Consider the following 21,362-nt stretch of genomic DNA (forward strand, 5'->3'; position numbering starts at 1 on the left):
ATTAGGCCTCCTGTTGATGGATGAACTTTCTCTCTAAATTTACAAACTTACTAAATTCTTTAATAAAGGCTAGTTCAACAACACCAACTGGACCGTTCCTCTGTTTCGCTAAAATAATTTCCGTTATGTTTTTATTTTCTGTCTCGCGGTCATAGTAATCTTCACGGTATAAGAATGCTATTAAATCCGCATCTTGCTCAATTTGACCATTCTCACGTAAATCTGATAACAATGGCCTCTTATCTTGCCTGCTTTCAACAGCGCGGCTTAACTGTGATAATGCGACTACACATACATTTAATTCTCTTGCCATCAGTTTTAACTTACGACTAATCTCACCGATTTCTTGCATGCGGTTCCCTCTATGCTTTAGATCTCCTACAATAAGCTGCAAATAATCAATTGCAATTAAAACCTTTTTATCAGGGTACTTACGCTTTAATTTCCTAGCCTTTGCATAAATCTCTTGCATCGTTACATTTGCTTTATCATAGATTTCTAATGGCAAATCATTAATCAACCCCATCGCTTGACTAATCTTTTCCCAATCCTTTAAATTACATAGCTTCTTAGGATTCTTTAATTTCGTAGCGTCAATATTTCCAGTACTTGAAATCATCCTCTTAAGTAGCTGTTCCTCCCCCATCTCGAGCGAGAAGATTCCTGTTGCTGTATGAGCGCTTGCTGCATGAAAAGCAACGTTTAATACGAATGCTGTTTTCCCCATTGAGGGTCGGGCCCCAACAATAATTAAATCACCTTCTTGTAACCCTGCTGTCATTCTGTTCAGGTCGTCATAACCAGTTGGTATACCGGTTAAATCTCCTACATCAATTTGCATGTTCTTATACAAATCAACAAGCGTATCTTTCAAGTTAAATTCATCTGAGTAACCTGTTTCTTCAATGGCGCTTAATTCATCAATTGATATACTAATAGCACTCATATCCCTATCTTGCTGAAGACGGTTATATAAGTTACCAGCAACCTCTTGAGCATGTCGCATTTTCCAAGCTTCGATAACTAAGCCTTCGTGATACGAGAAATTTTTAGTAGTCGTAACAACTTCCGTCAGGTTTACAAAGAATTCGATTCCGCCAATTTGATGCATAAAGCTTTCATCGAATTTACCAATGAGAGCAACAAGATCTATCGGAACCTCAGCATCCTCTAATTCTCTCATCGCCTTAAAAATCACTTGGTGCGTTGGTAAAGAAAATTGTTTTACCTTTAGCTGACAATCTTTAATTAAATCGCCTTCTTGAATAATGCTACCTAAAACACTTTGTTCAGCTTCTACGTTACGAATCATATCGTTGCTCATTGGGCCAACCACGCATTCTGTTGGTTAAGTACTGCAAGTTCTTCTTCTGTTGGAATGTTCTGCTCCCATGCTTGTTGCTGCTGTATTACGTTTTTAGTAGATTCCGATAAACCTTTTTGTTGATAAGGTGCTTGTGTCTGTTGCTGCGCTTTTGTTAATCTCTGAGCACGAAATGCTTTATCAGCTGCCTCAACATCAGTTACTGTTTTAAAGCCTTTAAGATGCCAATCTCTTAAAATCGTATTTACGTAAGACATATTTCTCGTATTCTTCTCTAAAGCAATCTCCATAGCCTTAATAACTAGCTCTGCATTTAAATCATCTATCCAAGCATAAATACCATCTGCGATAAAAGGTGTAATGAATCCGAAGTTTTGCTCGTAAAAAGAAATTGGATTAACCTCAACAACTTCTTCCGCGCCTGCGCGTTCTTCTTGTTGTTGTTCTTTTTCTTCTTCTTTTTCTTTTTCTTCTTCCTTGCTAGGGTCTTGGAAGCCCCTTATAAGCCCCTCCAAACGGACTGATAAATACTCCTTAATACGTGGGATTTTAAAATCTTGCTCTTTTTCTAATTGCAAACAAGTTTCATAGAAATCAACTAAAAAATCCTGGTCCTTCACAGATTGAATCTCTTTTAAGACACACTTTTCAATGTTTACATTTTTAATTGGATTGAATTTTAACCAGTTGATTAAAAACAGCTCTTTTGTTTTTTGGTTGTAATTAATTTTTCCGTACTCAGCAAAACGTTCTAATAGCTTCATAACAGTTTCGCGGTTATATCCCGTATCAGTTTCAATGATACGAAGTGGAAGCTCATAGATTCCTGATTGAGACGTCTTACTGTTTGTCATCAAATATAAGTAGAAATACTTCTCCTCCGGTGTAAGATCTAAAACAAATGAATCCTGCCAAAATGAAACATGTACTGGTCTATAAACTGCCATATTATTCATCCTCCCGTTTACATATCGCGAATCCGTCCTCTACACGTAATAAGCGATAATTCTTGTATCCTATTTTGAGATATTGTTTTACTAAGTAAATTAGGTGTTGCTCTGATGTTGCTTGTTTAAACACTTTAGGGTTCAGCAACACTCTATGTAACGATTTGTCTAAAAGCATGTAGCACACTCCGTTGTTATACGAATGCTAATTTGATATAATTAATCCTAAGATCTTTTGCAAGACCGTTTGTCTATCACTCTGCCAAGTGATAGATCTTTTTATTTTCTACGTGTTACCAGTGAAGCGTTAACTCCTCTTGCTCTTAAATCTTTAATCACTACGCGATAACTCATCGACGCCTCATGTTCCTCTTTTGTATCACGAAGCATTTTAAATTCCCTTATACATCGCTCCAGCTCTTCTTCCCAGTGATTTGATTCTTCGGTTGATTCTGCATTAAACATGTTATGAATACATTCACTCATACAGTTACGAAGTTTATTCGCAAATGAAAAATCCCCTGGAAGAACTAGATCATGAAGACGATTGTTTTTATCGTTCATGAATTACATCTCCTTTCTAATTAATTTGATGCTGTACGCATCGTTACAACCAGAAAGGAACATTGTAGAGGTATGGGAGGAATAATCCCTTTCTGGTCATAACGACAAGCACAACGCTTGTCTAATTACTAAAAATATCTAAAAACCTATTATTTTGGTATAATCTCCCATAGAGGGAGGTGTTACATATGAAAGACATTGTATTTACTTTAGAATTTGATGACGACATAGCTAACTCACGTGCCAATGATTATTTAGAACAAGGTTGGACGCTATTGCATGTTGGTACAAAGCTAATCGACATCTATAACGAGCAAGCATACTACAACACTACTTATGTTGTAGGTGCTAACCAAGAGCAATACGACAAGTACAAAAAAGAGTTAGAAGAAGATAACCTCAGTTTAATTTAATGATTTTTCACAAGAACTATTAATAACTCTTTTATAAAGCTCTTCATCTACCACATGAAGAGCTTTATTTACTTCCACATAACTCAAACTACTATTCAAACATGCCGTCTTAATTATCTTCACTAACTCGACCGCTCCTGATTTGAGATCTTCTCTCCTAACACTTGTTGGTTGTCCGTCTGTTAATTGAACCCTTTTCATCTTCACTTTCCTCCCTCATACAGTTTTGACTGATGCTGTACGCATCGTTACAACCAGAAAGGAACATTGTAGGGGCATGGGAGGAACAATCCTCTTTCTGGTCATAACGACAAGCACAGTGGCTTGTCTAAATGATTTATATAATGTTATAATTGCTTTACGATATTTTTCAGAGCTACTGTTGTCTAGGCGGTAGCTTTTTTATTTACCCATTTATGCTTCAAAATAAATGATGCTTCTATAATTTTGATTCGAATCCCCAACAATTTCTTCTCTTGCTTTAATTCAACTGTTTTTACATCCTCATTAAGTAATTCTGCTATTTTAATTTCACCAGTTAGTTTTGCATCATAACGAATTAATTCCTTATATTCTCTTAGACTCGGTTTCTTGTAATCTACTGTCATGTTCCTTCCTCCCTTAAAGCACCTTTGTTAAATTCATTAAGCTATCCACCGATTGAATAATAACGTTCTCCGCCATAGCCTTTTGCAACCAACTTCTTTGTATTTGTTCCATGATGCCAAAATGAACTTGCTCAAGAGCTTGTACTACACATTGAGTAGCTTGGATTGTATCGAAGATTTCTTTTGCATGAACTGCGTATTCATGTTTCTTTTTTTCATCATGCTTCCATGATCTTGTTGTAACTTGTAAGTTCATGATTTCCTTTGCTGCCGCAATTCCCTCTTCAGCTTGTTTAATGTAGTTCATCAATTGTAGATTTAAATCTTGAGTTAAGCGTGGATCTGTAGGCGGTAACCCAACACCATAAATATGTTTAATCGCTTGTTGATTTAACTTTGCTCCTGTTGCATGGCACCAATCCATCGCAAGTTCAAATTCTGGTTTAGAAAGTCCAGATTCAATACGAGTTAATCGTTCATGTGTAATACCAAGGTACTTAGATAACCCTTTCTTTGTTTTCAGCTGAACATTGTCGCAACATTCTCTAGCATTTTGTAATAATTCCCCTATTGCTGAATTGCAGTATATGCTTGTTCCCATATCTGTTCGCCTCCATATTTAGTTTTCAAATGGTTACAATGAACTTAATACATATGTAACTTGTCTACTTTTCGTATAAAAAGAGAGGAACTATTCCTCAACGTTTTCTTTTACTTGTATCTCTTTGATGATGGCCCAACCAGCCTTGTAATATGCTTGACGGATTTTATCGATATCCTTTTGTGATTTTGGCTCAGGAGCCACAACATGGACTTTCGTTTTTCCAAATTCATAAGTCGCCGCATATTCTTCTTGTTGGCTCATGGTGTCACCTCTTGAAGTGCTTTTTATATGTTTATGCGACGGTTCTGTTGGTACTGCCATGTTAGTTGATGGCATTTTCTCACCTACTTTCCATCTAATAAGTATAAGATTTTTGTACTATTGTACATCAAATTAAATCCTTTACATCACTACCAAGAATAGTGGCTAATCTAATAGCCTTTTCAAGATTTGGATTACTATAACCATTTTCCCAATTACTTATTGTAGATTTTGTAACTCGCATTTTTTTTGCAAGATCTTGTTGCGTTAACTTACTTTTTTTCCTAGCTCTAATTAATTTAATATTTTTGTTCACTGTCTCGCTCCTTGTATAAGTATTTTGTACTTTAATTATATGTATAAGATTCTTGTACGTCAATACATTTGTACAATTATCTTGTATAAAGTTTTACAATCCATCTTTATAAGGTACAATATCTTTGTACTTTTTATTAACGGGAGGTGCTAAAAATGTTGAGACAACGATTAAAAGAGATGCGTAAAACGCGTAAGCTCACTCAGCAAGGATTAGCCGATAAAGTAAATACCACTAAAGGCACCATTAGTAACTATGAGAATGGTCATAGCACTCCCTCAAACGAAATGCTAAAAGATTTAGCGAATGTTTTAGGAGTAACAACAGATTATCTATTAGGAAGAGAAGATGAATCAAGAGTGTCTAATACACTTCCTGATTTAAACAAAAAAGATACTCGTGATATCGCTCGTGACTTAGAAAAGACTTTAAAAGACTTAGAAAATAGCGAAGATGCTTTAATGTTTGATGGAGAACCGATAGACGAACATACAAAAGAAATGATTCGCATTTCTCTAGAAAACTCTATGCGCATGGCAAAACAATTAGCAAGACAAAAATTCACTCCAAACAAGTATAAAAAAGATTGAACGGAGCGAGAAATGAAAATTAAAGAATACGTAATGAAAATCGTAAAAAAACACGGCACAACAAACCCCTTTGAAATTGCTAAACGAAAAGATATTATAGTGTTGTTTGAAGACCTTGGGAATACTCTTGGTTTTTACAACACTTATAAACGCTTTAAATTCATTCATATTAATAATAGGATTGACGAAACTACACAACGCTTTGTGTGTGCCCATGAACTAGGACATGCCCTATTACACCCAAAAGCTAATACTCCATTTTTACGAAATAAAACCTTTTTTTCTGTAGATCGATTAGAGATCGAAGCAAATACATTTGCAGTTGAACTCTTATTACCTGATGAAATGATTTCTGAATATCAAGATACAAATCTATCAATTCAAGAAATAGCTGAAATCTATGGAATTCCAGAAAGTTTTGCTCGTTTAAAAAGCTATTAATATGAATTTTAAATACAACTTTATAAGTTAGGAGCTAAATAAATGAAAATATTTTTCTCATTTCTATTTGCAATAGCAATGCTAGCCACGTTTATTTTATTAATTACATCAGTGGTATTTCGTTTAAAAAAGAAACAAAACACTAAGAAATATTTTAAGTTTACAGGTATAGCTTTTATTTTATCTATTATTTCATTAATTGTAGTTAACATGAACATGACACCACAAGAAAAACAAGAAATTCTCGCTAAACAAAAAGCTGAAGAAAAGCTAAAAGCCGAAGAAAAGCAAAAGGATAAAGAGCAAAAAGAAACTGAAGAAAAACAAAAAGCCGAAGAGAAACAAAAAGCTAAAGAGCAAAAAGAAGCTGAAGAAAAGCTAAAAACCGAAGAGAAACAAAAAGCTAAAGAGCAAAAAGAAGCTGAAGAAAAGCTAAAAGCCGAAGAGAAACAAAAAGCTAAAGAACAAAAAGAGGCTGAAGAAAAGCTAAAAGCCGAAGAGAAACAAAAAGCTAAAGAGCAAAAAGAAGCTGAAGAAAAGCTAAAAGCCGAAGAGAAACAAAAAGCTAAAGAACAAAAAGAGGCTGAGGAGAAACAAAAAGCTGAAGAGAAGAAATTAGCTGAGGAACAAAAAAAAGCTGAAGAAAAACAAAAAGAATTTACTTCCTATGCCCAAAACATTAGAGGTGGTAATTTTATTAAGGATATGAAACTTAATAATAAAGATATTGAAATTACATTCCATGATTCATTTGCATCTTATAAATCAGCAAAACCAGATAGCAACGTTACTGAAGAACAATATAAACAATATTTTTCAACAGGGGATGCCATTGAGAAAATGTTTGTAAGCGAACCTGCTAGATTACTAAGACAATTTCCAGATTTAAATACAGTAAAAATGACTCTGCCGTTCGATGGGAAAACATATATTACTAACTTGGATAGAGGTTCTTTGAATACATATCTTGGATTTAAGATTGAAGATTTAAAAGTTGAAGATAAATCTTGGATCAAAAAATTTAACGATCCATACGTGTATGATAAAACAAAACGTAGCGCATTCTTTAAGAAATTTGTTACAGTTCAATAAAATAACATTCTTGTTAAGGAAGTACGCTAAATTCTATTAGCATTACTTTAAATCAAAGGAGAATCACAATGGAACAAATAAACACCCTACTTTCTTTTTTTACTAAAGAAATTTGGACTTTTTTAGCTACTATTGCTCCAATAATTGGTATCATTATTACCTATACAAATAAAAGTAACTTTGATCTAATTTTTGAAACAAAGCGAACTCGCTTATTGGTAAGAACAACAAAACTATTAGTAAACTCCCTGTTTCTCTATATAATTTTCCAATTTTTATCATTCGCATTTTCTTATAGTATAAGTAGCCTAGGGTTTCTTACCTCTAAGATATTTTTTCAATTTATCCAAATATCTTTTATCCTGGCCTTATTTATAATTATTTTCTATATAGTACTAACTCTAATTAAAACTAAAATACCCCAAAATTGGGATCGCTTATTAAAATTACTTACATTTTGCACAAAAAAAACTGGCTTTATCTTATACTGTTATTTTTTCATGGCATGTATATACCTTCAAGCTTTAAACTATTTAACCCTAAAAAAAGATTTATTTGCACTTACATTAACCCAAGAACAAGCAACTAGCTTTTTCTTGTCTCCTTTTATAGAAATTATATTTTTAATTGCAATTTTATATTTACACCTTATCAATCAAGGTGGGATTAAAAAATATAACTATTTAATGGAAATCCTTACATATAACGATATAAAAGAACTGAAATTGGTACATTTATATACTAAAAGCGAGAACGAATGGATTCTTGTAGAAGAGAACGATGTACATACTCAAGATACTGTATATATATTTAAAAAAGATAGTGAAAAATGCTACAAGTACACTAAAGTTGAAATAAATCCCCCTTCCTAGAATGCTTTGGAAGGGTATTTTCTTCTGCTCTTTACTCTCTTCCCATATAATATCTAATAATAAGGAGGTACTACTATGAAAACTGCAATCTACCTACGTAAGTCCCGTGCCGACCTCGAAGCTGAAGCACGCGGCGAAGGCGAAACTTTAGCAAAACATCGAACTACCCTGCTGAAAATTGCCAAGGAAATGAACTTAAATGTTTTATCTGTTCGTGAGGAAATCGTTTCTGGTGAGAGCTTAGTGAAACGCCCTGAGATGTTAGCGCTGCTTGAAGAGATTGAAGATAATAAATATGATGTTGTTCTTTGTATGGATATGGACCGTTTAGGTCGTGGTGGTATGAAAGAGCAAGGAATCATTTTAGAGACGTTTAAACGCTCGAATACGAAGATTATGACACCTAGGAAGACTTATGACCTTAATGATGAGTGGGATGAAGAATATAGCGAATTTGAAGCGTTTATGGCTCGTAAGGAGTTAAAGATTATTACACGACGTATGCAACGAGGTCGTGTCGCTAGTGTAGAGGCTGGGAATTACCTTGGTACACATGCACCATTCGGATATGATATACATCGTTTAAATAAGCGAGAGCGTACTTTAACGATTAATTCAGAAGAAGCTTCTGTTGTAAGGATGATATTTGATTGGTATGCAAATGAGGATATGGGCGCTAACGCAATCCGAAGCAAGTTAAATGATCTTGGTTACAAAAGTAAGTTAGGGAATGAATGGAACCCCTACAGCATCTTGGATATATTAAAAAACAATGTGTACATCGGAAAAGTGACTTGGCAAAAGAGAAAAGAAGTAAAACAGCCTGATGCCGTAAAAAGAAGTTGTGCTCGTCAAGATAAATCAGATTGGATTATTGCTGATGGCAAACATGAGCCAATCATACCGGAAAGTTTATTTGAACAAGTACAAGAAAAATTAAACTCAAGATATCACGTTCCTTACAATACGAATGGAATTAAAAATCCTCTAGCTGGCATTATTAAATGTAGTAAATGTGGTTATAGCATGGTCCAACGTTATCCGAAGAATCGAAAAGAAACGATGGATTGTAAACACCGTGGCTGTGAAAACAAATCAAGTTATACTGAATTAATTGAGAAGCGTTTACTCGAGGCATTAAAAGAATGGTACATCAATTATAAAGCTGATTTTGAAAAACATAAGCAAGATAACAAATTAAAAGAAACACAAGTTATTCAAATGAATAAAGCTGCATTACGCAAGCTTGAAAAAGAATTAGTAGATGTCCAAAAACAAAAAAATAATTTACATGATTTATTGGAGCGTGGTGTTTATACTGTCGATATGTTTTTAGAGCGCTCGAATGTAGTTTCTGACCGTATAACTGAAATTACTTCCACTATGGAAAACTTAAAGAAAGAAATTAAAACCGAAATTAAGAAGGAAAAAGTCAAGAAAGACACAATACCTCAAGTGGAGCATGTTCTTGATCTGTACTTTAAAACAGATGATCCCAAAAAGAAAAACAGCCTCCTAAAGTCAGTTTTAGAAAAGGCTGTTTATAAAAAGGAAAAGTGGCAAAGGCTCGATGATTTCGAACTCGTGCTTTACCCTAAGCTCCCTCAAGATGGCGACATATAAGCGTTTATGCTTTGTCGTCACCTTGTTGGTGTAATTAGATTTACCCCATTTAATCCTAATGCATCATTCGTCGAAACCGCCAATACGACAGGCTTGCCATTTCTTAACGTCGCTTTTGCTGCCATTAGTACTGGAGAGTCTGTCATTGCATTTGCAAATTTACTCATAGAATTTCCTGTTAAAGGAGCGATTACCATGCAGTCTAATGGAATTTTAGGTCCAAGTGGCTCTGCTCCAACAATTGAATTAATTGCTTTAAAACCTGTTATTTCTTCAATTTTCTTAATCCACTCTGCTCCTTCTCCAAATCTAGTATTTGTTGATTGAACAGTGTATGAAACAACGGGACGTACTTCTGCCCCTTCAGCAATTAATTTTTCTAAGTGCGGCATAACTTCCTCATACGTACAATGTGAACCCGTAAATCCGAAACCAATTCGTTTCCCCTTCAAACTCATTTCTTTTCCTCCTCCTTTGCAATTGCATCTGCTGCTAATAACTGAGAAAGAACATTTGCTAAAATTTGCCCAGCCGTTTTGGGAGCAACAATACCTGGTAATCCAGGTGCTAGCAACGCTTTGACTCCTCTTTTTTCCGCATATCTAAAGTCAGTACCGCCTGGTTTAGAAGCTAAATCAATCACTAACGTATGAGCTGGCATTTTTGCAATAACATTCGCTGTTACAACGAGGTGCGGAATTGTATTGATTACAATATCGATATTTCCTACTTCTTTCTCTATGTCTTGCATATGAAAAGGAGAAAACATCATTTCTGTAATACGTGCAATATGTTCAGATCGTCTTGCTCCAACTTTGACATGGGCTCCTAATGATTGAAATGCTCTCGCAACACTCATTCCTGTTCTACCAAATCCTAGAACCATTACATTGGACCCATGAATTGTATAGTCGGTATGTTGAATTACCATCATTAATGTACCTTCTACAGTTGGAATAGAATTGTATATTGCCACATCATCACGATCAAATAATTTAACAAGTTTTCGGTTCGTAGTAGATACGAGATTTTCCAAGTAAGGTGTACCAATACCCGAATATATAGTAAAGTGTTCTGGTGTATTTTCAATTTGTTCTTTCGTTATTGAAACTTTTTCATTTGAAAAAATAGTATCTACTTCTCCTTTGGCATTTGTACCTGCAACCGGCAAAATAATTGCGTCTACAGAAGTGAAATCTAAATTTTGTATACTTTCTTTTGCTGCCCCTGTGAAACCATGATCTAACTGATCAAACCCTATCAAAGAAAGTTTCGCATCCAATTCAACTAGCTTACGAATTACTTCTAGCTGCCTTGCATCTCCTCCTATGACAGCAATATGCATCTCAGTCAACATTCCCTAATTCACCTTCTTTTTCTGTCATTTATAAGAAAAGTGCCTACTTTTTCTTTTTCCTCCACATCATATGTAATGTACGAGTTTATGGTGATTGAAAATCCAAATGCACATATGATTTATCAGGTTTCTATGTAGATACAAAAAAAGATGACCAAAATGGCCATCCTTCACTCCGAATTTGAACGATCTATACTATCACAAAGAAGCATATCATGTCCGACTTTCTTTATTTGACTCCATGCCACCCTTACTTCTTGTGGTTCCTTTTTAAAACCTCCCCACTTCCCTACAGGTATTATAAGTGTTTGTATTTGTCCGTCTTTCTCATTAATCTCTAAATCCATATAACCTAAGACTCCCATTTTTTCCGCTTTTTCTATATCTACAACCTCTTTACCACTTAATTCACTTAATCGCATACATACTCCACTCCCACTACTGAATTTTTCATTTGCATTGTCTATAATTAGTACCTATTCTATATGTATAAAAAAAATAACCTTCTCTCATTTAAAAAGAGAGAAGGTTATTATCAGATACATCATAAAAATCGATTATAGTTTTATTCCTTTTGGAAGTTTTCCATCTGGACTAATAAGTGCCGCAGAGAATTCATCAGTAAACATGTTGCGAATTAATCCGTCCACATTTTCTTTTGTTACAGTGTTTACACTTTCAATAATCTCATCAAGTGAACGATGTTTACGAAGAAGCAATTCATTTTTACCGTTACGGCTCATACGGCTATTTGTACTTTCTAAACTTAACATTAAGTTTCCTTTTAATTGCTCTTTACTATTCATAAGCTCTTTTTCTGTAATACCTGTATTTTTCAATGTCTCTAATGTTTCTTGCATTGTTTCATACAGTGTATCTAATTGTTGGCTACCTGTTCCACCGTAAAGTGTTAACATACCTGTATCTTCATAAGAAGAGTGGTAAGAAAATACCGAGTAAGCTAATCCACGTTGCTCACGTACTTCTTGGAATAAACGGCTACTCATGCTACCGCCTAAAACATTATTTAATACAATTAAGTTATAAATATCTTCGTGTCCCATTTGTAAACCTTTATATCCTAGACATAAATGAGCTTGTTCCGTTTCCTTTTTACGGGCTACCTTATTAAAATGGAAAATTGGGCTATGTACTTGTTCACGGTTTGTTGTTCCTTCATAACTACCGAAATATTGCTCCACTGTTTGTAAAAATGCTTCATCAATATTTCCTGCAACTGATACAACTACATTTTCAGGTGTGTAATGATCTTTTATATATTGACGTAACGTATCACCTGTAAACGTATTAAGCGTTTCTTCTGTTCCTAAAATAGGATATCCAAGTGGATGCGTTTCATATGTTGCTTTCGTTAACATATCATGCACAATATCATCTGGCGCATCTTCGTACATTTTAATTTCTTCACATACGACATTCTTCTCTTTTTTCAGTTCTTCCTCATCAAATGTTGAATTAAAGAACATATCTGCTAAAACATCTAAAGCATATTTAGCATGCTCATCTAATACTTTTGCATAGTAACAAGTATATTCTTTTGAAGTAAATGCATTCACTTGACCACCAATGCTATCAAATGATTCTGCAATCTCTCGTGCACTACGTGTCTCTGTCCCTTTAAAGAACATATGCTCTAAAAAGTGAGAAATCCCATTATTTTTTTCATTTTCATTTCTTGATCCCGCATGGATCCAAATACCAATTGCAACCGATCTTACAGTTGGTATATTCTCCATAACTATTCTTACACCATTTTTACAAGTATATTTTTTAATCAAAAACTTTCCTCCTACTGCCAGTTTCTCTAAATAAAACGCTATTATTTAATGATAACAAGTTTAAGGATGAATGTCATGCAAATGTATTTAATCCACACGTTTTTCATCCAGTAATTCAGTTATATTCCCCACTTTATATCCTTGTTCCTTCAATTTTGTAATCATTATATCTAAAGCCTCTGCTGTAGACGAAGTAGGATGCATTAATATGATAGCACCTGGATGTATTTTTCTCATTACTCTCTGCAATAGTACATCTGGCTCAGGTCGCTGCCAATCAATCGTATCTACAGTCCACATAATCGTTCCCATTTGAAAATCATCTGCAATCTTTACGACTTCATCTCGAAAGCTTCCACTCGGCGGGGCAAACCATCTTACTTTTTGATTCGTTGCTACTTCTATCATTCGATTTGTTTTTTGTAACTGATCTCGTATTTCATCTGAGGATAACGTTTTCATATTAGGGTGTGTGTATGAGTGATTTCCAACTTCTTGTTTTGCATCGACAATCATTTTTGCAAACCGCAAATTTTCTTTCACCCAACGTCCTTCTAAAAAGAAAGTGGCCTTCACATCATACTTTTTCAAGATTTCTAATATGCGAGGCAAATACTCATTTCCCCATGCCACATTTATTGTTAATCCTACCATCTTTTTATTTGGATGCCCTCTATAAATTGGAGCTGGTGATAAATCTTCCAAATGAACACTCGGTGAGACTTCTTTGAATTCAAGATATTTTTGATCAAATTCCTTTAGCTTCTTCATATTATTATACGATGCTTCAATATCCACTTGTCTTCCATTATATCCAGGTGTTGCCTTCCATATTTTATCAATCATCGCATTTTGAGGTGCAATCTCATACTGTTTTGCATGCTTTTGAATTTCTTCATGCAAGTTATCTTGTGCAAAAACAGAATAAGAGCCTAAACTGACATATAAAGAAAATATACATATGTATGCCAATATACGAACTTTCATATAAACCCTCCCAAATTAACTATATAAAAACATTTTCTTCTTATCTTTGTTAATTTGAGCGTTATAATGAAAACTATACCTATACCGACATAAAAATATATGAACATCATGTTTTTTACATAACAAAAAAAGCCAGTTTAACTGGCTTTTACTTATTGCTGCTCTTGTTTGTCTTCTTCTTTAGCAGCTTCTTTTTCTTGCTCTTCTTTTAGCAATACTTTTCTAGATAGATTTACGCGACCTTGCTTGTCAATCTCGATAACTTTAACTGTAATTACATCACCGATTTTCACAACGTCTTCTACTTTACCTACACGCTCAAGTGCAAGTTCAGAAATATGAACTAATCCATCTTTACCGCTGAATAATTCAACGAAAGCACCGAATTTCTCAACACGTTTCACTTTTCCTTCGTAGATCTCACCTACTTGTACTTCGCGAACGATATCTTCGATAATCTTCTTAGCTTTGTCGTTCATTTCTTGATTTATTGATGAAATGAATACTGTACCATCTTGCTCGATGTCAATTTTAACACCAGTTTCTTCAATAATTTTATTGATTTGTTTACCGCTTGGTCCAATAACGTCACGGATTTTATCTGGGTTAATTGTCATTGTAATAATCTTTGGAGCGTAAGCTGATAATTCAGTACGTGGCTCTGCAATAACAGATAACATATGATTTAGAATGTGCACACGACCAATTTTCGCTTGTTGTAATGCCTCTTCTAAAATCTCACGTGATAAACCATCGATTTTAATGTCCATTTGCAGTGCAGTTACACCTTGTGCTGTACCTGCTACTTTAAAGTCCATATCACCTAAATGATCTTCCATACCTTGAATATCAGATAAAATTGTGTAATGCTCACCAGATTTAACCAGACCCATTGCAATACCTGCAACTGGAGCTTTAAGTGGAACACCCGCATCCATCATTGCTAAAGTACTACCACAAATACTTGCTTGTGAAGTAGAACCATTTGATTCTAATACTTCAGATACAAGGCGTACTGTGTATGGGAAATCTTTTTCAGATGGAATTACAGGCTCAAGTGCGCGCTCTCCTAGTGCCCCGTGACCAATTTCACGACGACCTGGTCCACGCATCGGTCTTGTTTCACCAACACTAAATGATGGGAAATTGTAATGGTGCATAAAGCGTTTTGATTCTTCTACACCAAGACCATCTAAAATTTGCACATCGCCTAATGCACCTAATGTACAAATACTTAATGCTTGTGTTTGTCCACGTGTGAATAAACCAGAACCGTGTGTACGAGATAAAATACCAACCTCTGATGCTAAAGGACGGATTTCGTCACCTTTACGGCCATCTGGGCGAATTTTTTCAACTGTAATAAGACGACGTACTTCTTCTTTTACAATTTTATATAAAATCTCATTTACTTGTCCTAATGTATCAGCGTCAGCTTCTTCAGCTTCGTAATGCTCAATTACACGCTTTTTCACTTCGTTAATTGCATCTTCACGTGCATGTTTCTCATGTACTTGAATTGCAGAATGCATATCCTTCTCAGCCATTTCACGTACAGCTTGATTAAGATCAGCGTCAACTTCATAAAGTTTCACTTCTGATTTCTCTTTACCTACAGCTTGTACAATCTCTTCTTGGAATGCAATTAAACGTTTAATTTCGTCATGACCAAACATAATTGCTTCTAACATTGTTTCTTCAGGCACTTGATCTGCTCCTGCTTCAACCATGTTAATCGCATCTTTCGTACCAGCTACAACTAAGTGGATATCACTTTGTTCTTGCTGTTCTACTGTTGGATTAATAACGAATTCGCCATTAATACGACCAACTGTCGCACCAGCGATTGGACCTTCAAATGGAATATCTGAAATCGATAACGCTAATGAAGAACCAAGCATAGCTGCCATTTCAGAAGAACAATCTTGATCAACACTCATTACAATGCTGACAACTTGCACTTCGTTACGGAAACCATCTGCGAATAGCGGACGAATTGGACGGTCGATTAAACGACTTGCCAAAATTGCTTTTTCACTTGGACGACCTTCACGCTTAATAAAACCGCCAGGAATTTTTCCGACTGCATATAAACGCTCTTCATAGTTTACTGTAAGTGGGAAAAAATCTACATTTTTAGCTTCTTTTGATGCAGTTGCTGTAGATAGAACCGCTGTATCGCCATATCTTACTAATACTGCTCCGTTCGCTTGTTTGGCAAGCTGACCAGTTTCAACTGTTAGCTGGCGACCAGCTAAATCTATCGAGAAGACTTGCTTTTCTTGACTCATTTAAGTACCCCTCTCAATTTAAAGTATTCAATTCTTCTATGTAAATGGATAGTATATCACAATATTCTACCTCTAGTATTGCCTAAAATTAAGTAAGCTATAAAGCGTAGAAGATATATTTTTACCTAACAAAAAAGCGGGAATATTCCCGCTTCTTTGACTATCGACGTAAGCCAAGCTTTGTGATTAATTCACGGTAACGTGTGATATCGCTATTACGAAGGTAAGTTAGTAAGTTACGACGTTTACCAACCATCTTTAATAGACCACGACGTGAATGATGATCTTTCTTGTGAGTACGTAAGTGCTCGTTTAGAGTGTTAATTTGCTCCGTTAGGACAGCAATTTGAACCTCTGGAGAACCAGTATCAGTCTCATGAGTTCTAAATTGTGCAATGATTTCGTTTTTACGCTCTTGTGTTAAAGCCATCCTATTTCACCTCCTATTAATTAAACCCCCAATTACCTAGCAAGCGTCGGTGAGTCGCAATGCCAAGCAATGGTTGTCATAAAGTACATAACATAGAATACTACTTTTCATTTGAAAAAGCAAGTATATTCTTTTCGCTCGCAAAATATTCTTGTGCTGTTTTCTTATCTTTTGCGATTTGTTCAACTAACTCATCAATGCCATTGAATTTCTTCTCTTCTCTTATACGCATATGCCACTCTACTGTAACATTTTGGTCGTATATATCTTTGTTAAATTCAAATAAGTGCACTTCAATTGATAATTGACGCTCATCTTCTTTAAAAGTCGGTTTATATCCAATATTACATACACCATCGTACCATTCATCGTGAACTTTTAATCTCACTGCATAAACACCTACAGGTGGCAATAAATACTCATCACTTAAACCTACATTAGCTGTTGGAAAACCAATTTGGCGTCCACGTTTGTCGCCGTGTATAACTGTTCCCGCTACAGTATAGGCTCTACCTAAAATAGATGGAATTTGTTCCATTTCGCCATTTCGAATTAACTTTCGTAATGCTGTAGAACTTACTTTCTCTTCTTGAAATTCAACTTTTTCAATCACAGTCTGTGTAAACTCCCCTCTTGCATGAAATGGTAAAGTCTCCATCTTTCCTTTTCCTAAACGTCCATATGAATAATCAAACCCTGCTACTACATGCTTTACATTTAAACCAATAATATAATCATCTACAAATTGTTGCGGTAATAACCCTGCAAATGATTCATCAAATTTAATCACATATAATATATCGATTCCTAAGCTTTCGACTATTTTTTCTTTATCACGCATTGGTGTAATATACTCCACATGCGCATCCTTTTTCCCTAAAACAACAGATGGGTGGGGATGAAATGTCATAACTGCACTTTTATATCCTCTGTCGTCCGCTATTTTTTTCGCAGTTCGAATTACACATTGATGTCCTAAATGAATGCCATCAAAAAATCCTAATGCCATTACAGTAGGTGGTAATTCTAATTTATTTTGTTCATGTGGATGAGTTAAATGAATAAGTTTCACGCTTGAATTCACCTTTTTCTGTAATAATCCTTCCAATAATTCATTATAGCTTTAGTTCTTGATTATTCACAAGTACTTTCATCGGCTTTAACATGCCAGGATGTTTCGGATGATGTTCATAAATTGCTAAGCAACGATCATTTTTATCAAACACTGTAATAAATGGTGCCGTTATTTCTAATTCATTCTTTAAGAACATACCATTCTTAATTTTCTCTGCTTGCTTTTCATCTACAACCATTTTTGGAAACTTACTTAATGCTTCATCAATTGAAATGAAGATAGACTCTACTGTTCCATTTTGCACGTTTTCTTCAATTTCTTCAAATGATATGCAATCTTCTAATAAAAATTCACCAGATGCCGTTCTTACAAGGTGAGACATATGTGATGGGAAACCAAGTTTCTCCCCAATCATTACCGCTAACGTTCTTACATATGTTCCTTTACTACACGTTACACGGAAACGGAATGAAATATTTTCTCCTTCAAAAACTTCACGATCATCAAGTAATACGAACTCATGAATCGTAATTGTACGAACTGGACGTTCCACCTCTTGTCCTGCTCTTGCATATTCGTATAATTTTTTCCCGTTTACTTTTACAGCCGAGAACATTGGTGGCATTTGTTCAATCGTGCCTGTTAATTCAGCAAGAACTTTTTCTATTTCCTTACGAGTAATAGCACGATCTATATTTTTCGTTTCAACAACCTCACCAGAAGCATCTTCAGTTGTCGTTGAAAATCCTAATGTTACTTCACCTTCATATGTTTTCGTTTCACTTGTTAAAAATTGTGCAATTTTTGTTGCTCTTCCGACGCAAATTGGTAATACTCCTGTTACATCTGGGTCTAATGTTCCCGTATGACCAATTCTCTTTTCTCTCAATACCTTTCTTAATTTAAATACACAATCATGTGATGTCATGCCTTTTGGCTTATGTAATAATACTACACCTTCCATATATGTTCACCTCATCATAATTCTTTCGTAGTAAATATCCAAAACTTATTTTGCATTGAAAAAATGGATAGACAAATGTCTATCCATTATTCTTCACGTTTACCGTCTTTATTAATTTCATGTAAAAGTGTATCAATTCGATGACCATATCCGATAGACTCATCAAACTCAAAGGTAATTTCCGGTGTTTTACGAAGACGAATACGTTGGCCAATTTCTGAACGAATAAAGCCTTTTGCCTTCGCTAAACCTTTTAACGTATTTTCTTTCTGTTCTTCGTCACCTAAAACAGAAATATATACTTTGGCAATTTGTAAATCACCACTCACTTGTACATCTGTTACTGTAACAAATCCGATACGTGGGTCTTTAATTTTACGACTAATGATGTCGCCTAATTCTTTTTTCATTTGCTCGCCTACACGGTTTGCACGTAATTTCATAACTCTTCACCTCATTCAATACCATTCCAATTGTGTTATCGTACGTTCAATTTCAGGAAATGAATCGATGTACTCCAGTACACGATTCATTTCTTTTTCACAGATAACACGATTTGAGGATACGGAAACAATCGCAATTTCTGTACGTTGCCATACATCTTGATGCCCAACTTCAGAAACAGCTACATTATAGCGCTGTTTCACACGAGTTAGCACTCGTTGCAAAATTGCCCGTTTCTCTTTTAAAGAATGTACATCGTAAATCATACACTCGAATGAGAGTGAAGCGACAATCATCGCTTCACTTCTTCCATAACGTATGCTTCAATGATGTCCCCTTCTTTAAGGTCATTATATCTCTCAATTGTAATACCACACTCATAGTTTTGTGCAACTTCTTTTACGTCGTCTTTGAAACGTTTTAACGTATCAAGTTGTCCTTCGAAAATTACTATACCATCGCGGATAATACGAACGCCACTATCGCGTGTAATTTTACCGTCAATTACGTAACAACCTGCAATTGTTCCAACTTTTGTTACCTTGAATGTTTGACGAACTTCCGCTTGACCGATTACTTTTTCTTCGAATTCTGGATCAAGCATACCTTGCATTGCTAATTCAATTTCTTCGATTACTTTGTAGATAATGCGGTGTAAGCGAACATCAACGTTCTCTAATTCAGCTGTACGCTTCGCGTTCACATCCGGACGTACGTTAAATCCAATTACAATTGCATTAGATGCAGAAGCTAAAATAATATCAGATTCTGTAATCGCACCTACACCAGTGTGAATGATTTTAACTTTTACGCCTTCAACATCAATTTTACGAAGTGATGCTGCCATCGCTTCAACAGAACCTTGTACGTCTGCTTTTACGATTAAGTTGATTTCTTTTACATCGCTCTCTTGGATTTGTTGGAATAAATCTTCAAGGCTTAATTTAGATTTCTCACCACGTTGTGCAACTAACGCTTCTTGTGCACGTGATTCACCGATTTGACGAGCTTTCTTCTCATCAGCGAATGCCATGAAACGATCTCCAGCCTGTGGTACTTCATTTAAACCTGTAATTTCAACAGGAGTTGATGGACCAGCAACTTTTACACGACGACCAATATCACTTACCATTGCACGAACACGTCCGAATGAAGTTCCAACAACAATTGGATCTCCAACTCGAAGCGTACCGTTTTGAACTAATAATGTCGCGATAGTTCCTTTACCTTTATCAAGCTGTGCTTCAATTACAGTACCCGTTGCATAACGATTTGGGTTTGCTTTATATTCTTCTACTTCACTTACAAGAAGAATCATCTCTAGCAAGTTGTCAATGCCTTCGCCTTGAATTGCAGAAATTGGTACGAAAATTGTGTCTCCGCCCCAAGCTTCTGGAACTAATTCATATTCTGTTAATTCTTGCATTACACGATCAGGATTCGCCGCTGGTTTATCCATTTTATTCACAGCAACAATAATTGGTACTCCAGCTGCTTTTGCATGGCTAATCGCTTCAACTGTTTGTGGCATAACACCGTCATCAGCTGCAACAACAAGGATTGTAATATCAGTTACTTGCGCACCACGAGCACGCATTGTTGTAAATGCCGCGTGACCAGGCGTATCTAAGAATGTAATTTTCTTATCATTTACTTCAACTTGGTATGCACCAATATGCTGAGTAATTCCACCAGCTTCGCCAGCAGTTACTTTTGAATTACGAATAGAGTCAAGTAATGTTGTTTTACCATGGTCAACGTGTCCCATAATCGTAACAACAGCTGGACGCTCTTTTAAGTTTTCTTCATCATCTTGCTCATCCATGAATGTTTCAAACTCAGTTTCACTTACCACTATTTCTTCTTCTACTTCAATACCGTAATCAGTAGCGATTAACTCAATTGTATCTTTATCTAAATCTTGGTTAATTGTCGCCATAATTCCTAGCATGAAGAGCTTTTTAATAATTTCAGATGGCTCTTTGCTTAACTTTTTAGCAAGTTCACCTACTGTAAGGCTTCCAGAGAAAGTAATTTTATCTGGTGTTTCTACTATTTGTGTTTGTTGTCTTCCAGCAAAGTTATCTTGACGTTTGTCTTCATTTCCTTTGCCTTTTTTCTTTTTCTTATTGCTGTTCTTTTTACTGCGAACAACTTTCTCTTCTACTTCAAACTCATCTGCAACAGAAGGTTTTTCCGCTCCAGTGTTATATTCATTATCTAATTTATTTACTACTTCGTCTTCTAACATTGTCATATGATTCGAAACCTCGATATTCATCTCTTTAAGTTTTGTCATAAGATCTTTACTTGAGATATTATTTTTTTTTGCATATTCATGTACTCGAATTTTACTCATA

Annotated in this window: 25 protein-coding genes and 1 pseudogene; 6 read left to right on the forward strand and 20 right to left on the reverse strand. The window is 35.3% G+C overall.

What is annotated here, in order from left to right:
* Position 1: 1 nt before the first annotated feature.
* The 3 genes from dnaB to BCG9842_RS18845 form a co-directional block, all read right to left on the reverse strand.
* Positions 2-1,324, reverse strand: coding sequence for a replicative DNA helicase (gene dnaB / locus BCG9842_RS18835; RefSeq protein ID WP_000063904.1), 1,323 nt, complete (start codon positions 1,322-1,324; stop codon positions 2-4).
* Positions 1,321-2,271, reverse strand: coding sequence for a DnaD domain-containing protein (locus tag BCG9842_RS18840; RefSeq protein ID WP_000312136.1), 951 nt, complete (start codon positions 2,269-2,271; stop codon positions 1,321-1,323). The genes dnaB and BCG9842_RS18840 overlap by 4 nt, the downstream gene beginning before the upstream one ends.
* 279 nt (positions 2,272-2,550) lie before the next feature.
* Complete coding sequence (locus BCG9842_RS18845; protein ID WP_000998370.1) at positions 2,551-2,835, reverse strand: hypothetical protein; 285 nt, start codon at positions 2,833-2,835, stop codon at positions 2,551-2,553.
* A 188-nt stretch (positions 2,836-3,023) separates the two neighbouring features.
* On the opposite strand from BCG9842_RS18845, the gene BCG9842_RS18850 reads away from it, so the two are divergent.
* Positions 3,024-3,248, forward strand: a complete 225-nt coding sequence (locus tag BCG9842_RS18850) for a hypothetical protein (RefSeq protein WP_000652091.1) — start codon at positions 3,024-3,026, stop codon at positions 3,246-3,248.
* Here the strand turns inward: BCG9842_RS18850 and BCG9842_RS18855 are convergent.
* The 5 genes from BCG9842_RS18855 to BCG9842_RS18875 all read right to left on the reverse strand — a co-directional run bounded on the left by BCG9842_RS18855 (position 3,240) and on the right by BCG9842_RS18875 (position 5,037).
* The gene (locus BCG9842_RS18855; protein ID WP_000832648.1) at positions 3,240-3,449 is read right to left on the reverse strand and encodes a hypothetical protein; all 210 of its coding nucleotides are present in this window, start codon (positions 3,447-3,449) and stop codon (positions 3,240-3,242) included. The genes BCG9842_RS18850 and BCG9842_RS18855 overlap by 9 nt on opposite strands.
* A 185-nt stretch (positions 3,450-3,634) precedes the next feature.
* Positions 3,635-3,856, reverse strand: a complete 222-nt coding sequence (locus BCG9842_RS18860; protein WP_000215318.1) for a hypothetical protein — start codon at positions 3,854-3,856, stop codon at positions 3,635-3,637.
* A 13-nt stretch (positions 3,857-3,869) separates the two neighbouring features.
* Complete coding sequence (locus tag BCG9842_RS18865) at positions 3,870-4,457, reverse strand: hypothetical protein (protein ID WP_000537273.1); 588 nt, start codon at positions 4,455-4,457, stop codon at positions 3,870-3,872.
* Between the two features lie 90 nt (positions 4,458-4,547).
* Positions 4,548-4,796, reverse strand: coding sequence for a hypothetical protein (locus BCG9842_RS18870; RefSeq protein ID WP_002082295.1), 249 nt, complete (start codon positions 4,794-4,796; stop codon positions 4,548-4,550).
* Positions 4,797-4,848: 52 nt separating this feature from the next.
* On the reverse strand, positions 4,849-5,037 hold the full coding sequence (locus BCG9842_RS18875; protein ID WP_001038781.1) for a helix-turn-helix transcriptional regulator: 189 nt from the start codon (positions 5,035-5,037) through the stop codon (positions 4,849-4,851).
* A gap of 155 nt (positions 5,038-5,192) precedes the next feature.
* Here BCG9842_RS18875 and BCG9842_RS18880 point away from each other — a divergent pair, with 155 nt between their 5' ends.
* From BCG9842_RS18880 to BCG9842_RS18900, 5 genes are all read left to right on the forward strand, one after another.
* Entirely contained in the window at positions 5,193-5,627 is a 435-nt protein-coding gene (locus BCG9842_RS18880; RefSeq protein WP_000946009.1) for a helix-turn-helix domain-containing protein, read from the forward strand.
* A gap of 12 nt (positions 5,628-5,639) precedes the next feature.
* Positions 5,640-6,068 (forward strand): ImmA/IrrE family metallo-endopeptidase, encoded by a 429-nt coding sequence (locus BCG9842_RS18885; RefSeq protein WP_000693586.1) that lies wholly within the window; start codon positions 5,640-5,642, stop codon positions 6,066-6,068.
* Between the two features lie 42 nt (positions 6,069-6,110).
* Positions 6,111-7,160: a hypothetical protein gene (locus tag BCG9842_RS18890; protein WP_000688335.1), complete on the forward strand. Its 1,050-nt coding sequence runs from the start codon at positions 6,111-6,113 to the stop codon at positions 7,158-7,160.
* Positions 7,161-7,228: 68 nt separating this feature from the next.
* Positions 7,229-8,032 (forward strand): hypothetical protein, encoded by an 804-nt coding sequence (locus BCG9842_RS18895; RefSeq protein ID WP_000435192.1) that lies wholly within the window; start codon positions 7,229-7,231, stop codon positions 8,030-8,032.
* Positions 8,033-8,107: 75 nt separating this feature from the next.
* Positions 8,108-9,655: a recombinase family protein gene (locus BCG9842_RS18900; RefSeq protein WP_000844790.1), complete on the forward strand. Its 1,548-nt coding sequence runs from the start codon at positions 8,108-8,110 to the stop codon at positions 9,653-9,655.
* A 32-nt stretch (positions 9,656-9,687) separates the two neighbouring features.
* Here BCG9842_RS18900 and dpaB read toward each other — a convergent pair.
* The 12 genes and pseudogenes from dpaB to infB form a co-directional block, all read right to left on the reverse strand.
* Positions 9,688-10,113 (reverse strand): annotated as a pseudogene (dpaB, locus tag BCG9842_RS18905) (dipicolinate synthase subunit B); the annotation flags it as partial.
* The gene (dpaA, locus tag BCG9842_RS18910; RefSeq protein ID WP_000954735.1) at positions 10,110-11,012 is read right to left on the reverse strand and encodes a dipicolinic acid synthetase subunit A; all 903 of its coding nucleotides are present in this window, start codon (positions 11,010-11,012) and stop codon (positions 10,110-10,112) included. The gene dpaA and the pseudogene dpaB, both read right to left, overlap by 4 nt.
* 170 nt (positions 11,013-11,182) lie before the next feature.
* A complete protein-coding gene (locus tag BCG9842_RS18915; RefSeq protein WP_001239759.1) occupies positions 11,183-11,434 on the reverse strand; it encodes a YlmC/YmxH family sporulation protein in 252 nt (83 codons plus the stop codon).
* A 135-nt stretch (positions 11,435-11,569) separates the two neighbouring features.
* On the reverse strand, positions 11,570-12,811 hold the full coding sequence (locus BCG9842_RS18920) for a M16 family metallopeptidase (RefSeq protein WP_000593001.1): 1,242 nt from the start codon (positions 12,809-12,811) through the stop codon (positions 11,570-11,572).
* An 87-nt stretch (positions 12,812-12,898) separates the two neighbouring features.
* Positions 12,899-13,798 (reverse strand): polysaccharide deacetylase family protein, encoded by a 900-nt coding sequence (locus tag BCG9842_RS18925; RefSeq protein ID WP_000868226.1) that lies wholly within the window; start codon positions 13,796-13,798, stop codon positions 12,899-12,901.
* Between the two features lie 152 nt (positions 13,799-13,950).
* Positions 13,951-16,089 carry a polyribonucleotide nucleotidyltransferase gene (gene pnp, locus BCG9842_RS18930; protein WP_000076744.1) on the reverse strand — a complete coding sequence of 713 codons (2,139 nt, stop codon included), beginning with the start codon at positions 16,087-16,089 and terminating at the stop codon, positions 13,951-13,953.
* Between the two features lie 160 nt (positions 16,090-16,249).
* Positions 16,250-16,519, reverse strand: coding sequence for a 30S ribosomal protein S15 (rpsO, locus tag BCG9842_RS18935; RefSeq protein ID WP_001229392.1), 270 nt, complete (start codon positions 16,517-16,519; stop codon positions 16,250-16,252).
* 100 nt (positions 16,520-16,619) lie between these two features.
* Positions 16,620-17,591: a bifunctional riboflavin kinase/FAD synthetase gene (gene ribF, locus BCG9842_RS18940; RefSeq protein WP_000766703.1), complete on the reverse strand. Its 972-nt coding sequence runs from the start codon at positions 17,589-17,591 to the stop codon at positions 16,620-16,622.
* A gap of 43 nt (positions 17,592-17,634) precedes the next feature.
* Complete coding sequence (gene truB / locus BCG9842_RS18945; RefSeq protein ID WP_000399364.1) at positions 17,635-18,558, reverse strand: tRNA pseudouridine(55) synthase TruB; 924 nt, start codon at positions 18,556-18,558, stop codon at positions 17,635-17,637.
* 86 nt (positions 18,559-18,644) lie between these two features.
* Positions 18,645-19,001: a 30S ribosome-binding factor RbfA gene (gene rbfA / locus BCG9842_RS18950; protein WP_000776437.1), complete on the reverse strand. Its 357-nt coding sequence runs from the start codon at positions 18,999-19,001 to the stop codon at positions 18,645-18,647.
* A 15-nt stretch (positions 19,002-19,016) separates the two neighbouring features.
* Positions 19,017-19,298 (reverse strand): DUF503 domain-containing protein, encoded by a 282-nt coding sequence (locus BCG9842_RS18955; RefSeq protein ID WP_000634349.1) that lies wholly within the window; start codon positions 19,296-19,298, stop codon positions 19,017-19,019.
* The gene (gene infB / locus BCG9842_RS18960; protein WP_000036346.1) at positions 19,295-21,361 is read right to left on the reverse strand and encodes a translation initiation factor IF-2; all 2,067 of its coding nucleotides are present in this window, start codon (positions 21,359-21,361) and stop codon (positions 19,295-19,297) included. The genes BCG9842_RS18955 and infB overlap by 4 nt, the downstream gene beginning before the upstream one ends.
* Position 21,362 lies beyond the last annotated feature (1 nt).

The sequence above is a fragment of the Bacillus cereus G9842 genome (assembly GCF_000021305.1).
GTDB classification, from domain to species: domain Bacteria; phylum Bacillota; class Bacilli; order Bacillales; family Bacillaceae_G; genus Bacillus_A; species Bacillus_A thuringiensis_S.

Bases quoted from the DNA above. Each gene is read 5' to 3' on its own strand.
- BCG9842_RS18840 (WP_000312136.1), bottom strand. From the start codon at position 2,271: ATGGCAGTTTATAGACCAGTACATGTTTCATTTTGGCAGGATTCATTT.
- BCG9842_RS18870 (WP_002082295.1), bottom strand. From the start codon at position 4,796: ATGCCATCAACTAACATGGCAGTACCAACAGAACCGTCGCATAAACAT.
- dnaB (WP_000063904.1), bottom strand. From the start codon at position 1,324: ATGAGCAACGATATGATTCGTAACGTAGAAGCTGAACAAAGTGTTTTA.
- rpsO (WP_001229392.1), bottom strand. From the start codon at position 16,519: ATGGCTTTAACACAAGAGCGTAAAAACGAAATCATTGCACAATTTAGA.
- BCG9842_RS18895 (WP_000435192.1), top strand. From the start codon at position 7,229: ATGGAACAAATAAACACCCTACTTTCTTTTTTTACTAAAGAAATTTGG.
- BCG9842_RS18865 (WP_000537273.1), bottom strand. From the start codon at position 4,457: ATGGGAACAAGCATATACTGCAATTCAGCAATAGGGGAATTATTACAA.
- BCG9842_RS18860 (WP_000215318.1), bottom strand. From the start codon at position 3,856: ATGACAGTAGATTACAAGAAACCGAGTCTAAGAGAATATAAGGAATTA.
- BCG9842_RS18890 (WP_000688335.1), top strand. From the start codon at position 6,111: ATGAAAATATTTTTCTCATTTCTATTTGCAATAGCAATGCTAGCCACG.
- truB (WP_000399364.1), bottom strand. From the start codon at position 18,558: ATGGAAGGTGTAGTATTATTACATAAGCCAAAAGGCATGACATCACAT.
- BCG9842_RS18900 (WP_000844790.1), top strand. From the start codon at position 8,108: ATGAAAACTGCAATCTACCTACGTAAGTCCCGTGCCGACCTCGAAGCT.
- rbfA (WP_000776437.1), bottom strand. From the start codon at position 19,001: ATGAAATTACGTGCAAACCGTGTAGGCGAGCAAATGAAAAAAGAATTA.
- BCG9842_RS18915 (WP_001239759.1), bottom strand. From the start codon at position 11,434: ATGCGATTAAGTGAATTAAGTGGTAAAGAGGTTGTAGATATAGAAAAA.
- BCG9842_RS18880 (WP_000946009.1), top strand. From the start codon at position 5,193: ATGTTGAGACAACGATTAAAAGAGATGCGTAAAACGCGTAAGCTCACT.
- BCG9842_RS18925 (WP_000868226.1), bottom strand. From the start codon at position 13,798: ATGAAAGTTCGTATATTGGCATACATATGTATATTTTCTTTATATGTC.
- BCG9842_RS18885 (WP_000693586.1), top strand. From the start codon at position 5,640: ATGAAAATTAAAGAATACGTAATGAAAATCGTAAAAAAACACGGCACA.
- dpaA (WP_000954735.1), bottom strand. From the start codon at position 11,012: ATGTTGACTGAGATGCATATTGCTGTCATAGGAGGAGATGCAAGGCAG.
- BCG9842_RS18850 (WP_000652091.1), top strand. From the start codon at position 3,024: ATGAAAGACATTGTATTTACTTTAGAATTTGATGACGACATAGCTAAC.
- infB (WP_000036346.1), bottom strand. From the start codon at position 21,361: ATGAGTAAAATTCGAGTACATGAATATGCAAAAAAAAATAATATCTCA.
- pnp (WP_000076744.1), bottom strand. From the start codon at position 16,089: ATGAGTCAAGAAAAGCAAGTCTTCTCGATAGATTTAGCTGGTCGCCAG.
- BCG9842_RS18855 (WP_000832648.1), bottom strand. From the start codon at position 3,449: ATGAAAAGGGTTCAATTAACAGACGGACAACCAACAAGTGTTAGGAGA.
- BCG9842_RS18955 (WP_000634349.1), bottom strand. From the start codon at position 19,298: ATGATTGTCGCTTCACTCTCATTCGAGTGTATGATTTACGATGTACAT.
- BCG9842_RS18845 (WP_000998370.1), bottom strand. From the start codon at position 2,835: ATGAACGATAAAAACAATCGTCTTCATGATCTAGTTCTTCCAGGGGAT.